This is a genomic window from Peribacillus loiseleuriae, from assembly GCF_001183985.1.
GTDB classification, from domain to species: Bacteria; Bacillota; Bacilli; order Bacillales; family DSM-1321; genus Peribacillus; species Peribacillus loiseleuriae.
Genome location: NZ_LFZW01000001.1, coordinates 3,659,912 through 3,675,685, shown reverse-complemented (window position 1 = coordinate 3,675,685; position 15,774 = coordinate 3,659,912). Strand labels below are relative to the sequence as shown.

The 15,774-nt window shown below is 35.4% G+C and carries 14 protein-coding genes; 9 read left to right on the top strand and 5 right to left on the bottom strand.

The window, feature by feature from the left end; genetic code table 11:
• Positions 1-7: 7 nt before the first annotated feature.
• From AC625_RS17070 to AC625_RS17050, 5 genes are all read right to left on the bottom strand, one after another.
• Entirely contained in the window at positions 8-610 is a 603-nt protein-coding gene (locus tag AC625_RS17070; protein ID WP_425415490.1) for a sugar transferase, read from the bottom strand.
• Positions 611-663: 53 nt separating this feature from the next.
• Positions 664-1,167, bottom strand: a complete 504-nt coding sequence (locus AC625_RS17065) for a CpsD/CapB family tyrosine-protein kinase (protein ID WP_245645108.1) — start codon at positions 1,165-1,167, stop codon at positions 664-666.
• A gap of 106 nt (positions 1,168-1,273) precedes the next feature.
• Positions 1,274-2,026: a YveK family protein gene (locus tag AC625_RS17060; protein ID WP_049682376.1), complete on the bottom strand. Its 753-nt coding sequence runs from the start codon at positions 2,024-2,026 to the stop codon at positions 1,274-1,276.
• 127 nt (positions 2,027-2,153) lie between these two features.
• Complete coding sequence (locus tag AC625_RS17055; RefSeq protein WP_049682375.1) at positions 2,154-3,341, bottom strand: acyltransferase family protein; 1,188 nt, start codon at positions 3,339-3,341, stop codon at positions 2,154-2,156.
• A 959-nt stretch (positions 3,342-4,300) separates the two neighbouring features.
• Positions 4,301-4,564 carry a hypothetical protein gene (locus AC625_RS17050; RefSeq protein ID WP_049682374.1) on the bottom strand — a complete coding sequence of 88 codons (264 nt, stop codon included), beginning with the start codon at positions 4,562-4,564 and terminating at the stop codon, positions 4,301-4,303.
• A gap of 733 nt (positions 4,565-5,297) precedes the next feature.
• Here AC625_RS17050 and AC625_RS17045 point away from each other — a divergent pair.
• The 9 genes from AC625_RS17045 to AC625_RS17005 all read left to right on the top strand — a co-directional run bounded on the left by AC625_RS17045 (position 5,298) and on the right by AC625_RS17005 (position 15,601).
• On the top strand, positions 5,298-5,480 hold the full coding sequence (locus AC625_RS17045; RefSeq protein ID WP_049682373.1) for a hypothetical protein: 183 nt from the start codon (positions 5,298-5,300) through the stop codon (positions 5,478-5,480).
• Between the two features lie 79 nt (positions 5,481-5,559).
• Entirely contained in the window at positions 5,560-5,868 is a 309-nt protein-coding gene (locus tag AC625_RS17040; RefSeq protein ID WP_156187574.1) for a hypothetical protein, read from the top strand.
• Between the two features lie 801 nt (positions 5,869-6,669).
• The gene (gene xylB / locus AC625_RS17035; RefSeq protein ID WP_049682371.1) at positions 6,670-8,136 is read left to right on the top strand and encodes a xylulokinase; all 1,467 of its coding nucleotides are present in this window, start codon (positions 6,670-6,672) and stop codon (positions 8,134-8,136) included.
• A 29-nt stretch (positions 8,137-8,165) separates the two neighbouring features.
• Positions 8,166-9,182, top strand: a complete 1,017-nt coding sequence (locus AC625_RS17030; RefSeq protein ID WP_049682370.1) for a LacI family DNA-binding transcriptional regulator — start codon at positions 8,166-8,168, stop codon at positions 9,180-9,182.
• A 51-nt stretch (positions 9,183-9,233) separates the two neighbouring features.
• Positions 9,234-10,745 carry a sugar ABC transporter ATP-binding protein gene (locus AC625_RS17025; RefSeq protein ID WP_049682369.1) on the top strand — a complete coding sequence of 504 codons (1,512 nt, stop codon included), beginning with the start codon at positions 9,234-9,236 and terminating at the stop codon, positions 10,743-10,745.
• A gap of 1 nt (position 10,746) precedes the next feature.
• Complete coding sequence (locus AC625_RS17020) at positions 10,747-11,724, top strand: ABC transporter permease (RefSeq protein ID WP_053178129.1); 978 nt, start codon at positions 10,747-10,749, stop codon at positions 11,722-11,724.
• Between the two features lie 62 nt (positions 11,725-11,786).
• Positions 11,787-12,758, top strand: a complete 972-nt coding sequence (locus AC625_RS17015) for a substrate-binding domain-containing protein (RefSeq protein ID WP_049682368.1) — start codon at positions 11,787-11,789, stop codon at positions 12,756-12,758.
• Between the two features lie 37 nt (positions 12,759-12,795).
• Positions 12,796-13,863 carry an NAD(P)-dependent alcohol dehydrogenase gene (locus AC625_RS17010; protein WP_049683790.1) on the top strand — a complete coding sequence of 356 codons (1,068 nt, stop codon included), beginning with the start codon at positions 12,796-12,798 and terminating at the stop codon, positions 13,861-13,863.
• Between the two features lie 1,108 nt (positions 13,864-14,971).
• Positions 14,972-15,601 (top strand): helix-turn-helix transcriptional regulator, encoded by a 630-nt coding sequence (locus AC625_RS17005; RefSeq protein WP_049682367.1) that lies wholly within the window; start codon positions 14,972-14,974, stop codon positions 15,599-15,601.
• Positions 15,602-15,774: the final 173 nt, after the last annotated feature.

Genomic DNA, 15,774 nt, shown 5'->3' with positions numbered 1-15,774 from the left:
CCATAAATTATCTAGCTCCATTTCCAGTAAAGATAATGACCAATGTTAGTAGCAAAATCTTGAAATCCAAAGCAAGTGATCGATGTTGAATATAGTATAAGTCAAGAGTCAACTTTTCTTCAGGGGTTACATCATACCCCCCATTCACTTGTGCCCACCCAGTTAATCCTGGTTTTACAAGTAAGCGGCTTTTAAAATGAGGAAGAAACTTTTCAAACTCATCATAGAAATATTCCCTTTCTGGTCTTGGACCAATGAGTGACATATCTCCTTTTAAAACATTAAAAAGCTGAGGAATTTCATCAATGCGGGTTCTTCGTATGAAAGAACCTACTTTTGTAACTCTAGGGTCTTTTTTACTTGCCCATTGCGGTCCATTTTTTTCAGCGTTTACAATCATGGAACGTAATTTTATTACGTTAAATTTTTTTCCATTTAGGCCCAGACGTGGTTGACAAAAGAAAGGGGACCCAATTGAATTTATTGGAATAATTATACAAAATAAAAGTAAAATGGGTGATAAAATAAGTAACAAAGTAAACGAAATGGTAAAATCTATTGATCGCTTAAAAGTGAAATTTGTGGAAGTCCATTGTGGTTTTATTAGAATTTCTTCCTGCCTTTCAACTTTAGCTTTTGAAACCAATGATTCCCCCCCTTTATTTATGAAATAATCATGGTACCGGTTATTTCATGTTTTGCACGTTCAAATTGTTCTTTTACATTCACAATCTTTTCTAACTTGTCCTGTCCTTCCTTTATCGTTAAAACAATACCATCACAATATTTTGCCACGATTTGTGCATCAGGCTTGTTTAGACTATTGGATGTGTGAAATAGAATGATATCAAAATGCTGTTTCCATACCTCAATTTGGTTAGGAAAGGTTTTTAATGTTAGCAATGTTGCTGGTTCAAAGTGGATTTCTCCTGTAGGTAAACAGAATAGATAATCGGTTATCTGGATCGGATCCCTTTGTTTGTGTTGCTCTCCTAAGAGTAAGGTTGATAGACCAAATGAGTGATCCATATTATACAAAGTATGGAGTGAAGGTTCGCGGAAATTAGCATCTACAATCAACACTCGTTTATGTTGTTCCGAAAAAGTAAGGGCTAAATAAGCTGTAGCATTGACAATATCTTGTGTTTGATCTAGTGAAGTGACCATTAACAATATTGAATCCTCCTTTGTAAGCCGAGATTCAATATTGTTAGATATCGTATAAAATTGTTCTTTAATTTTGATATCATATGGATTAAAGGGATGATTTTTTTTAAACTTTATAGTCAAAGTCTTCACCTCGTTTCGCTGAGGATAAGGTTTTATAATCTGTTTTTTGTTTTTTCTTTTTACGTTTCGTGTTTAAGTTCACTCGTCCTAACAATGGAAGACCAAGACGGTCAAGTTCACAATCGCTGTAGGTTGCATCATCAAGATGTTCTCGCATAAGCGCCAAAGCTATTCCAGAAAAGAAACCTATCACGATTGAAATGGCAATAACGAATTTAGGTTTTGGAAAAAGCAGTTCTGCATCATCAAGTACATTGGAATCATTCAGAATATTAATCTGGTTTACGTTTGCAAAATTTTTAAATCTATTTATGGACTGCTTTGCGACAGACTGTGCAATGGCATTAGCTAACTCTGGATTAGAATCTTTGACGGAAATCGTTATAATTTGTGAATTATCTCGATTGGTAACGGAAACTTGCTTGAGTAACTCATAATTTGAACGAGTTAGATGTAATTCTTCTTTTACGGCTATCATGATAGTAGGACTTTTAATGGTGTCCATATACGAAAGGGCGAGCTGTCTGTTTTCTTGTACTTTATTTATTGAAGTATCCTTTGAATCCATACTTAAAGATCCTGCCAGAATTTGAGTCGAGTATTGATAAGTAGGTTTCATTATGTACATGGACGAAATAAAAATTACTCCAATAATACAAAGTGTAGTAAGGATAATAATTAAGAATCGTTTTTTTAAGATTTGGATCAAATCTTTAATTTTTACTTTTTCGTTCATCTTATTCACCACTTTTCTATGATAATCAACTATTCGATTGAATATTCCGAATATTTAGCGCGTATTTAATTCTTATTTACCTTTCATTTAGCAAAAAAAGTGAAAGTTTATTACATGGGGATACGATCTATCTAATTTTTCCTTTTTGTATGGGATACTCGATTGTATCTGTTACATTTACAATGATTTTTCCATATCTAGTTAGATACCGTCCAAGATTTATACATGGTTTCTCCACAAAAAGATAAGCCAAAAAGGATAGTAAGAAAGAAAAGAAAAAAGAAAGAATTAGAATGAAGATGGTAGGTAATTTATCATAAAATAGATACATGAATGAGAATAAAGAAATAAGATGATACAAATAAAGACTAAAAGAAATTTTCCCAAGGAATGTAAGTGCTTTCGATCTTAAAAATGTAGAAAGTGTTAAGGATGCTAGGCTCAGAATCATTAAGATACAAACCCCACCGGAGACGACATAGTCTCTAAATATATAATTGTTTAAAAAGTCTATTTCACCAACGATTCCTTCGTACATAAAACAAGTAATTGCTATCGCTAGCAATAGGATTTTTATTGTTTTTTTCATTTTAAGAGTACAGTTAATTAATACATGGCGATATTTCGCTAATAAAGAACCCATTAAAAAAATAGTTATGTAGTGGAAACTTAAAAGATTGCTAGTTATTTTCACACTAGAACCAAATAAATATAATAAAATAGTCGAACAAACACTTAAGATAATAAAACATACTAAGGAATATCTGAACTTTTTCCGTATAAAGAGAAAAATCAGTAATGGAAATAGGATTGATATTCTCATTTCGTGCACTAAAGACCAGATAACATTGTTATAGGAGTCTGTATTATACTGCCCGATAAAAAAAAGATGTTGTAATAATAAGGTTGGAGTTTCTGAAGTGGTCCAGGATTTACTAAACCAGTTACTAATAAACGGCATGTTATTATGACTTAAAAGCACTTTAGCTAAAATAGAAATGATGATGGCTACAAGATAAGGGATATAAATTCTGCAAATTCGTTTTATAATATATGTAGAATAATGGAACTTAGTATTATTAATAGATAGATACAAAACGAAACCACTCAATAGAAAAAAAAGAATAACAGATTCATTGCCGCTACTGAGGAACAGACGAAGAGGGGTTTCCTTAATCATATATACTATGAAAGGACTATTTAATTCATAGTTGTAACTTTCATAAGCAGGAAATACCATCATATAATGCCCAATTAATACAATAAGAGCTGCTAATCCTCTTAATGAGTCGAATTCCTCATATCTTTTAGTCATATTTTCCCTCCATAAGAGCTGCTTGTGTAGATAATATAGCATTAATTCATTATAAAGTACATTTAGTTCTTTAAAACAGACAAAAATATACAGAAAACGAATCATAATACCCGTAAACTGTAGCTGAATGATTGGTGGGAATTGTGCTATCTATGGTATGGTAAGTTGAAAACTTCCCCATGATGACAAATCACCCCTTCCATTAGAACCCAATATTTCTTTATGTTTAGACTTGCCTATTGGCAGTGTTTATAACAATATTTTAAGTCCCTAAGCATTGAATGAAGAAGTAGAGGTAAGTCAGAATCAAGCGTAACTGTAAATGAATGAGTAGAAGAACTGTCGGCTAAATTAATGGATATTATGCAAAAGTCATAGACTATGTAAGACCGAAGTTGTTAAGCAAACAATTATAATGTGGGCTCTGGTATTTTCTTTATTTCCTTACCGTTATACAGTGAGTCAGATGTAACATTGTATTTAACCGTTTACTTAACGCTAAAGCCATTGTAATAGGGTTAAGATTCTTCCTGATAATCGGCTTACTTATGCAGGCAGTGGGATAAGCATGACCAATCTAGTTTTGTGTGCCTGTCAGAGTGACGGAGCCTAGGTTGCTATAGTGGGCGGAATTCCCACCGAGAAGGAACTAGCTATTCACTCGTAGCGAGTCTTGAAGGGCAAGGGAAACTTATGTCTTTAAGCATAGACAGTTTGAAGAAATATTAACGTTAAAAGATTAGTTGTTATATGTAAGACCTTGATTGGCTAAATACCTTTCAAGGTCTTTTAGTAGGAGCGAGTGCTGAATAAACATCTCTTTATGTATAACAACATCACCCATTCACATACACTCTATCTCAGTTTTTTTAAATTTTCTATCAAACGGGCATCCAAGAACGGTTTCTTGTTAACATCTTTCAGCTAATTCATTAAAGTATAAAGCGATTAGGTGAATTCTAGTATGCCGCTTCATTGTGCAAATTTTGAATCGCTTTTTTTATGGCGATACTTTTTTGGAAAGCCATACCTGTTGCGAAAAAGTCTTTAAAAGGTGGTTCCTCTCGGCATATGGTTGCTATTACTTTAAAGTAACGATCGCTTATCGGGAAAATACGTTGTCTAGTGTGAATAGAAAGTGAGTATTCGAAAATTTCAAGTTCTATCTCATCACCATATGTATTTACCCATTGTTTCACTTCGCGGGAGATATAGTTTTCCATTCGTTTTTTGTCCTCCTTTGTCCGTTGTTGTATCTAATATTTTATGCGATATGGACTTGTAAGCATACTTCAAGTTTTGTAAAAATAGGAGACTGTGTTTTGCGTGCCAGTCTTCACCCGAATAATCGTGATTTTACAACTATCATAAATTCATAATTTTTCGGATAGTACATAAACTAAAATGGTCTAGCGAAAAATCATTCATTGTAAGGGTAGGATATAGTTTCTGCACTGTTTACTGTAGAAAACCTTCGCGGAAAAGATTGATCTCTTTTCCTAATTCACAGAGGTACTGCCTACTAGCAGTAACCTCTCTTTGTCTCGCTTAAAAGGCGATGGGCTGAGTAGTTACAAATAAATCTTTATATCCATTTATAACATTGTAGTAATACTCTCCTTCAAATATACGCATAGCAGTGGGACCATTATTAATAGTTCATTCCCAATGATGCGTTTGGAATGGTTTATTACTTTTCACCTCATAAAAATAGCCCAGTCCTCGTAAGGAACATAGGCCTGATCACTAAAATCAATATATTTTATGCAATAATGGCTGTCAATATACCTAACATTAAACCAATTTCTAAAATCCAACTATATCTTAGTACTTTACCAAGATAAGTGAGTTTCCTCCATTTACCAGAGTTAATGGTTCAAGTGAGAAATAATTCCTGATGTTTTTGTTCTGAGGCAATCTACCTAGCTCGTATAACGGAGTAAGGAGGTTGATTGTATGGACATCTTAGAATTAGCAACTATACCAATAAAGGATATTCATCTAGTTACTAAGAATGAAGTGCATTTACCTTCAAAAAATTCCTTAAGGGAACTGAAGTACCTAGTTTCTGTTCCTCCATTACTCTTAACATTATTTCTGTGGGACGAAGAGCTATATTATGTAAATAATTTTTTATGAGATTGCATTGCAAAAATCACAATGTGGAGGGATATGTGTCAAGGCTCAAATCATAGACGTAAATTCAAAGGATGAAATTGTGCATCTAACATTACGAAATTCTTTCACAAACAAGGTCGGTATTCAAAAACTGAATCAATTTCGATTTGAATTGATTCTCCAACTAACTGAATCTAATATAGAGGAGATAATAAATAGAGCGGGTCTCACTAAAAAGCAGATTTATGGATCTTCCTTTCATGAAGAGATGTCACGAAAAGGTAAACGGTATGCGGAGAAAGAGCGAGATCTTGCAATGATGAATAAGATTTGGAGTTCACACATCATTTGTTTAAAATGCCCATATATACGCCAATATCTCGAAACAATGAGAATGGATGGTAAATGAACTTCGAGTCAATACCATTTCATAGAAAAATACGTACGGTCAGTATCCATTCAACCTTTTAACAAAAAGAAAAAAGTTTATGGATCCCAAATATATATGCTTTTGTCTGAAAAAGAACCCCGTGAGCAAATTTTATTTAAAGAGGTGAAAACGAAAGGGGTTTCTGGAAAATCTTCATTTACAACATGATTTCAGTCACAGTGGTGCCCTGAAAGTTGTTGCAGATTGATAGATGTATTTGATAATTTAAAATTGAGCCACTTTTAAGCGGTTCGATTAAAAAATGGGCGACATGATTTCCACTTTAATTAACTACTCTTATGATTGAAAGTGACGAAACGATCAATTAGAAGAGAGGAGAAATGATAATCAATATGACTCAATTTTATATTGGTAAAAAAAACGTATTAGTTGTAAAATTACATTTGTAATTACAACATATTACTTCTGTAATTTCTATTGTTGGATTAATGAATTTTGTTGAGAATTTTTGAGGGTATAATCTTACATAAATTTACTTTTGTGAATAATCCTGGTATTATTAGTTAAGCATTAGTGCACAGTCGGTCGAAACTGTACAGCAACATAAAAAAGCCGAGATCTATCTTAAAAATAGTGCCCGTCACTTCCAGAATAACCCTCTAGCTCAATTAGTGTTCATATGAGATAAGGAAGTACATTCAGCTTGTCTCTCAAACTAGGAGCTAGAGTTAATTCTAAAAATTTTATTGACAATGTTCCGAAAATATATTTTAATAAGAATAACTTACTTAAACGTTTAAGTAAAGGAGGTATGATGAAATGTTTCTAGGTATTGATATTGGATCAGGTGGCACAAAAGTCATCTTACTTAATAAAGAAGGAAAAATGATAGAGTCTTGTGAAGTTTCCTATTCATTTGATGTTCCGAAAGAAGGTTGGACGGAGCATGATCCTGAAGAATGGTGGCTTGCGGTAAAAAAGGCTTTAAAGACTTTATTTATACATAATGACCCCTCATTTGTAGAGGCAATTGGCGTCACTGGTCAAATGCATAGCAGTGTTTTATTAGATGCTAATGGCCAGGTCATACGAAAGGCCATTCTTTGGAATGATCAAAGAACCGAAAAAGAATGTAAAGAAGTTTTAGAGACAATTGGTGAAGAGAGGTTTCGCTCTTTAACCATGAATACTCTTTTCCCTGGTTTTACTCTTCCTAAAATGATTTGGTTAAAAAGAAATGAGCCAGAAGCTTACAAACGAATCGCTACGATTATGATGCCTAAAGATTTTATCAATTATAAATTGACAGGTGTTAAGGCAACAGACGTTACAGATGCGAGTGGTACAGGAATTTTTAATGTTTATAACAGAAAGTGGAATAAGGATCTTATCCATGAACTTGAACTTAATCCTGAGTGGTTTCCACCGGTCTATGAAAGCATAGACGTGATTGGAAAGCTTGGTAGTACGGCCGCAAGAGCCATCGGGTTAAAGGAAGGGACTCCTGTTGTAGCTGGGGCTGCGGATAATGCTGCGGCGGCAATTGGAAACGGTGTCTTTAATGAAAATAAAGGGCTTATTAGTGTAGGTACTTCGGGAGTTGTATTGGTGCCAATTAATAAAAGGCCTGATAAAGAGTTGCTGACAAAAACAAATTCTTCGTTGCACATATTTTGCCATGCTTTACCGAATACATGGTATGCAATGGGAGTTACGTTAACTGCGGGAGAGTCGTTAAAGTGGTTTAGGAAAGCTTTTGAATTGGCGGAAGACTATGAAGACTTAATAGTAAAAGCAAGAGATGTAAAAGCGGGTGCAAACGGACTAATTTTCACGCCATATTTATCAGGTGAACGGACACCACATAATGATTCGACGGCCAGAGGCGGTTTTAACGGAATGAATTTGACTCATCGTAAAGGTGATTTTGTACGAGCTGTGTTGGAAGGGGTTTCATATAGTTTGAAAGACTGTCATGAACTGATAAAAAATATAGCTTCCCCTGAATCATTTGTGATTACGGGTGGTGCAATAAAAAGTGAGATTTGGAGTCAAATATTATCAGATGTCATAGGTGTTAAGCTAAAAAAATCCGCGCGATTTGAAGGACCGGCTATTGGTGCTGCAATCTTAGCTGGAATGGGAATTGGTCATTGGAGAGAACCTGATGAAGTAACGAATGGAGCAGATGATGTTATAATAACCCCTAACACAGATCATTATTTTCTATATAAAGAGAGCTTTCATAAGTATCAGAACTTATATAAGCAGTTATCCAGTAAATAATGTAATCGGATAGTAGAGGGAGATAGTATATGGTACAAAAAAAGCGGCCTACGCTATATGATGTAGCAAAACAGGCGAATGTTTCAATAGCAACGGTCTCGAATGTATTAAACAATAAGGATGAAGCAAGCGAAGAAACAATCAAAAGGGTCAATGAGGTGATCAAACAAATCGGCTATTCGAGAAATGAATCAGCGAGAAGCTTAAAGAGAGGCGAAAGTAAGCTAATTGGATTAATTGTACCTGATAACAACCCTTTCTTTACCGAAATATTAGACGGGATTCAACAAGAATGTGAATATTATGACTGGCAGGTTGTAGTCGCTAATTCCGAGGAAAGTGAAAAAAGGCAAAATCAGTTAATTGAATTGCTTTCAGCACAACAAGTAAGTGGGATTATACTTGCTCCTGTATCGGAAACATTAAGCACTACTAAAATAAAAGAAAATGCACCGATTGTTTTAATTGACCGTGAAGTAGAAAATGTTAAATTGCCTGTCATAAAGGCAGATAATATTGACGGATGTTACAAGGCTACAAAGAAGTTGCTGAAAAATGGCCATAAAAGAATTGGGTTAATCTTGGCTTCACCAGGTATTAGTACGACGGTCCAAAGAAAACAAGGATATGTCGAAGCTTTAAGTAGTCAAAACATACAAATTGATGAAGAGTTAATTCAATTTGGGGGAAACTATACAGGGACGAAGGCACAAATTAATGGGGGCTATCAGGCTGTCATGAGAATGATGAACTTGCCTTCACCACCAACAGCTATTTTTGCGACGAATCACCTGCTCATGATAGGGGCACTTAAAGCCATAAAAGAACAAAATCTTAGTATTCCAAAAGATATTAGTTTTATTGGTTTTGACGATCATCCGTGGCAAGAAATAAGTTCTCCCAAGTTGACGATTGTCTCGCAACCCGCTTTTGAAATGGGAAGGCAGGCAATTCATGCCTTGCATAAATTGAAAACTAAAGATGAGGTTATCACGGCCTCATTGCCATTGAAGTTAATTATTCGTGAATCATGTGGAACAGTTTAATGTTCCACTACAATTTCCCTTTAACTTAAACGTTTAAGAAGGAGGCTCCCAATGTACGATCAACAGTTATTAGTAGAAATGAAAGGGATTTCAAAAGTGTTTAATGGTGTTAAGGCCCTTCGCAATGTGAGTCTAAAGATTCGTAAAGGAACCGTTCATGCACTCATGGGTGAAAATGGAGCAGGGAAATCAACAGCAATGAAGATTTTATCTGGTATCCATAAACCAACCGAAGGGTCCATTTTAGTAGAAGGAAACGAAATTTTTCTAGATAATCCTAAAATGGCTTTAGACAATGGGATTGCGATGATTCATCAAGAATTAAGCCCCATTTTTGAAATGACTGTCGCTGAAAATATTTTTTTAGGAAGAGAGCCCGTTTATCCTAAAATTCATTTAGTGAACTATCCGAAAATGTATAAAGATACGAAAAAGATGTTTGAAAGCCTTGGTTTATCGATTGATCCTAAACAGAGAATGAAAGAATTAAGTGTTTCTGAGATTCAAATGGTCGAGATTGTAAAAGCTGTTTCATATGATTCGAAAGTAATCATTATGGATGAACCTACTTCTTCTCTTGCAGATAAAGAAGTAGAACAACTGTTTAGTATTATTAATCGATTAAAAAACGAAGGAAAAGGCATTATTTATATTTCACATAAGATGGATGAAATTTTCCAAATTGCGGATGATATTACGATATTTCGTGATGGAGAATATATTTCTACGAACTTAGCAAAAACGCTTGATCATGATTCATTAATTAAGCAAATGGTAGGGAGAGAGCTAACGGATATTTTTCCTGAAAGAAGTAAGTCAGTAAAAGATCAAATCGCTCTTAGTGTAGAAGGGATTTCTGCTAAAGGATACTTTCAAAATGTTAGTTTTCAATTAAAAGAAGGCGAAATTTTGGGGTTGACTGGATTGATGGGAGCGGGCCGAACAGAAATTGCCAAAGCAATCTTTGGTATGATCCCTATCGAGAGTGGAATCATCAAACTAAAAAATAAAGAAGTAAAAATAAAAGGACCAAAAGATGCGATTAAACATGGAATTGCTTTTGTAACAGAAGATAGGAAAGAAGAAGGGCTCGTCTTGCCTATGTCTGTGAAGCAAAATATAACGATCTCATCACTCCATAAATTCACGTCAGGACCCATGATGAAACGGGATTTAGAAACCCAAGTAGTCGATGACATGATTAAGAAACTTAAAATTAAAACATATAGTCGAAATCAACTTGTAGAAACACTAAGTGGTGGGAACCAGCAGAAAATTGTCTTAGCAAAATGGCTGTTAACCGATCCGAAGGTTTTAATATTAGATGAACCGACTAGGGGAATTGATATCGGAGCTAAAACAGAGATTTATAAGTTAATGGATCAACTTACGAAAGAAGGATACTCCATTATTATGATTTCATCGGAAATGCCTGAAGTTTTAGGAATGAGTGATCGAATCATTGTACTGAGTGAAGGGAAAGTAACAGGAACACTTCGTCCAAAAGAGGCGACTCAAGAGAAAATATTAAGTTTGGCTACAGCCAATAAAATGGGGGTTTAAAATGAATAGCCATGTGTCTACAAACAACACACAACCAATCAAAAAGAGAAGTCCAAAGTTTGGCCACTTATTATCAGAATATGGCATATTACTTGCTCTAAGTGCTTTGGTGATTGTCATCACGATATTAAGTCCCAACTTTTTAACTACTTCTAATATGTTGAATCTTTTTAAGCAGGTATCGATTAATGCCATTCTAGCTATTGGCATGACCTTTGTTGTTTTAACAAAAGGAATTGATTTATCTGTAGGTTCCATCTTAGCTTTTTCAGGGATTGTTACCGCTTCATTAGTTACCGGAAGTGATACCAATTTATTTCTTGGAATAGCTGCTGGTTTAGGGACTGGACTGATTCTTGGCCTCGTTAATGGACTTGTTGTTTCAAAATGGAAAGTAGCGCCTTTTATTGTCACACTTGGTGTCATGTCCATTGCAAGAGGACTTACGTATATTTATAGTAATGGTCGGCCGATTTCTGGTTTGTCAAATTCGTTTTTGGTTATTGGAACAGGTGGATTTTTAGGGATACCCATTTCCGTTTGGATCGTATTAATTGTTTTTGTTTTTTGTAGTGTATTACTCTATCGTACTAAATTAGGCCGACATATTTATGCTGTTGGGGGAAATGAAAACGCTGCAAAAACATCTGGACTGAATGTTGATAGAACATTAATGTCTGTCTATTGTATTAGTGGATTACTTGCAGGCCTTGCTGGTGTCTTGCTTACGTCTCGTGTTTCTTCAGGTTTACCACAAGCTGGAATGTCTTATGAATTGGATGCGATCGCGGCAGTTGTTATTGGTGGAACGAGCTTAGCTGGTGGACGAGGCCGTTTATGGGGGACGTTAGTAGGAGCACTGATTATTGGCGTTTTGAATAATGGATTAGATTTATTAGCTGTTTCTTCTTATTGGCAGCAAGTGATTAAAGGAATCATTATTATTATTGCTGTTTTAGTAGATCGTAAGAGAGTGTAAATAGGGTAAGAGAAGGGATCACCTTTTTTTAATAAAATTTAAATGACAAAGGGGAATTTTTGATGAAAAAAATTAAAGGGTCACTATTACTGCTCGTTCTATTAATCATGACCACAATGGTCGCTGCTTGTAGTTCCAATCTTGAAACAAGTTCAGGTAGTGGAGATAGTAAACAAAAGAAAGATTCTGATTCTATTAAAATTGGATTTCAGGTTTATGGCCTTCGAGGAGAATTTGCAACGAATCTAACTGAAGCAATGAAAGCGCATGCGAAAGAAATAGGAGTAGACCTTATAGTAATGGATGGAAACTATGATGTTAGCACAGCTATTTCACAATTAAAAAACTTAGAAAGTCAAAAAGTAGATGCCATTATTGTGAACCCCATTGATGAAGAAGCGTTAAATGCAACTGTGGATGAAATTATTAATGCAGGCACACCGGTATTAGGTGTTAATGCGTTCTTGACATCTGAAAAATTGAACTCTTATATTGGTTCTCCAGATGTTGTTGCGGGTGAAACAGAAACACAACAAATTGTAGATTCATTAGGTGGAAAAGGGAATGTTGTTCTATTAGAAGGTCCAATTGGACAAACTGGCCAAACAAAAAGACGTGAAGGAATAGACAATATTTTGGAAAAGAATAAAGACATTAAATTAATCGCAGAGCAAACAGCGAACTGGTCAAGAGCTGAGGCTATGAGCATTATGGAAAACTGGATTCAAACACACGGTGATAAAATTAATGCCGTTATTGCTCAAAATGATGAAATGGCAATTGGAGCAATCAATGCGCTACGTGCCAAAGGCATGACGGATGTACCTGTTGTAGGTGTTGATGGGGTCCATGATGCCCTTCAAGCAGTCAAAAAAGGGGAAATGATTGCAACAGTATACCAAAATGCACTAGAACAAGGCAAAACGGTAGTTGATATGGCAGTGAAAGCAGCCAAAGGGGAAACCATTGAGAAACGATATGAAATTCCTTTTGAGCTAGTAACAGATGAAAATGTTGATGAATATCTAAAATAATTTTGATAGAGGAGTGGTCTACGTGATAATTGAAAAGATGGAATTAGATGATTCTAAACATATAAAAAGTACGATGGATGCAGCAGTCCTAACCGAAGTAAAAAATATTGAAATACAGAAACGGGAAATTCCAACACCAGAAGCTGACGAGGTTTTAATTCGAATCAAAACGGTAGGGTTATGTGGATCAGATGTTCATTATTATGAGCATGGGAAAATTGGTGATTATATTGTAGAAAATCCCATTATTCTAGGACATGAGGCATCAGGAGAGATTGTCAAAGTGGGTGAAAAGGTTACGGAACTTAAGGTGGGGCAGCGTGTATCCATCGAACCTGGAGCGACTTGTGGAAAATGTGATCATTGTAAAGAGGGACGCTATAATCTATGCCCACATGTAGAGTTTCTTGCTACACCACCCTATGATGGGGCTTTCTGTGAATACATTGCCATGAGAGCTGATCTAGTTTTCCCTATTCCAGACAGCATGAGCTATGAAACGGCAGCACTAATTGAACCATTTTCAGTAGGGATCCATGCTATTAGCCGAGGAAAACTTCAATCTGGAGAAACGGTTGTGATTATGGGAATGGGACCTATTGGCTTAGTAACTGCAGCAGCGGCAAAAATGGCTGGAGCAAAAACGATCATCGGGGTCGATTTGGAGCAAAGTCGTTTGGATGTAGCGAAAGAAATGGGAGCAACTCATACAATCAATTTACGTGAAGACAATCTTGATGACAAAGTCATGGAATATACGAATGGTGTTGGAGTCGACCTTGCCATTGAAACAGCCGGTAATCCGAAAGCTGTACAAGGAACGATTACATCGGTCAGAAGAGGCGGAAGAGTCGTCATAGTTGGAATGTCCCCACAAGATGAAGTACCTGTCAGTATTAGCAAGATTGTTGATAAAGAAATTGATCTAATGGGCGTCTTTCGTTACCATCATACCTACCCGAAAGCCATTGAAATGCTTGCTAGTAAAGAAATTGATATCGAGAAAATGATTACAAATCAATATCAACTCTCTGACGCGAAAGAAGCGTTTGAAAAGGCTATCCATGATAAAACGAATACATTGAAAATGATGATTTACCCTTAATCTAGGGTACCTGTTTTTTGTACCTGTCACTCCCCGAATCATCTTGTTCAATAGGAAAATAGAAAAGGAGAGCGATTACCTTTTGGGTAATCCGCTCTCCTTTTTTGCTAGATTATTCTTTGTAAATATCTCCATGAGTGTCTATTACAATCATGATCAACATCATTATGTATTTTCTCGAAGCAGATTCTTGGGAGGCAATATCTTATAATACTGAAGATGGATTACCTTTTTTATACAATATAAAGTAACGCCCCCAATCCGGCGCGTAAATCGGAAATCTCGCTCGAAAAGTGGCGGAACTGGCGCGATTACCCCTCTTTTTGGCGCGAAAAGAGGCGAAATTCGCTCGCAAAGGTTGAAAAGTAGGGTTTGAGCACGAGTCCATTTAGCTTTCCTATGGATGAAAAGACACGAGACTATCAGATTGGTTAAAATATAATATGAATGAACCATTATTAAGCACCACTCTTATGAAAGGTGAGCCATTTCGAGAGGCATATTCAGGTAGTGGTGGCTATAGTTCTCAAGATGGGGAAGGGTATGTAAACTTTATGAAACGCATAATGTACAGTTAGTTCCCACTTGGACATTATCTAGTAAATGGTAAAGGAGTTTTGGGGAATTGCCAAGCTATTTTATTAAGCTAATTGTACCGTTAATTAGCATTCGACTTCCCTACCTTTGAAAGATATTTATATGATTGTAATGTGTTTTGTGAAAAAATGTAATTTTAAAGAGCGGTGCTAGTCACTACACATATTAATTTTTCATGCCTGTCGCCGCCTAAATAAAGTAACCTCGTATTCTATCCGTTTCTTGCAGTAAAACGTAAAGTAAAGAATATTGAGGAATACTAACTGACAGGGGGGAAATAGATGAGTAAAGTTGCTATAAAAATAGAAACAAAAAGAGGTCTGAATAAATATGTAGTTCTTATAAGGAAGTAAACAGAATAATCGAAAATCGGAAAATGAAAACAGTATTTCCTCGATGTAATATAATGATGTAAAATAAGGAAAGTTTATAAAGTTCCGACACTACTGTTGTATGATTTGAATATTTATCATATGTGTAAGTGAGCAAAATAAAGGGAGGGGAGAACAATTTGTCAGATTTAGAATCATATATTCCAATGATAAAATTTTTCGCGCGATTTCTAGGGACTGATGCGGAAGTGATCGTGTATGATACGAATAAAGAAGAGGTAGTGTTGATTGAAAATCCATTCAACCCTGAGATGGGGGTAGGAAGCGAAATTCCAGATTTAGAAAAAAAGTTTTTGAAACAAGAATTATATAAAGAGGAAGAATCCATTGTGAACTACCGTGCTTTTTCATCAGAAAGGAAAAAATTAAGATCTGCCACTCATTTTATCAAAAATGCAAATAGAGAATTAATCGGTATGTTAACAATCAACTATAAAGTCGATGAGTTAATCGAGCTAAGGAGTGTGTTGAATCGGATAATAAGTGGTTCAGAGCCGATTCAATACAAAGGGGAAAATTTTTATGAAAGTTTTAATCTATCATTTGAAGATTTAATGAACAATACGATTCAAGAGGCTTTGACAAATTTTCATGTGCCTCCAGAACGATTAAGCCATGATGAGAAAATGGAGCTCATTCGAATGTTAGATGAAAAAGGTACATTTTTGCTAAAGGGATCTATAGCCGAGTTAGCAAAAATCCTACATACATCAGAAACATCTATTTATCGATATATTAGTAAACTTTAGGCTGACTTAAGAACCAAAGAGGTGTCTCAAAAGGGTTAGACCTCACACTCTATCCATCGTTTATACGACATATAACGATGGATAGTAGATGTGGGATCTGGCCTTTTCGTTGTGGGACAACCTTTTTTGCTGTATCCTCAACTATTTTCCAATAAATTAAAATTAATTTTCAG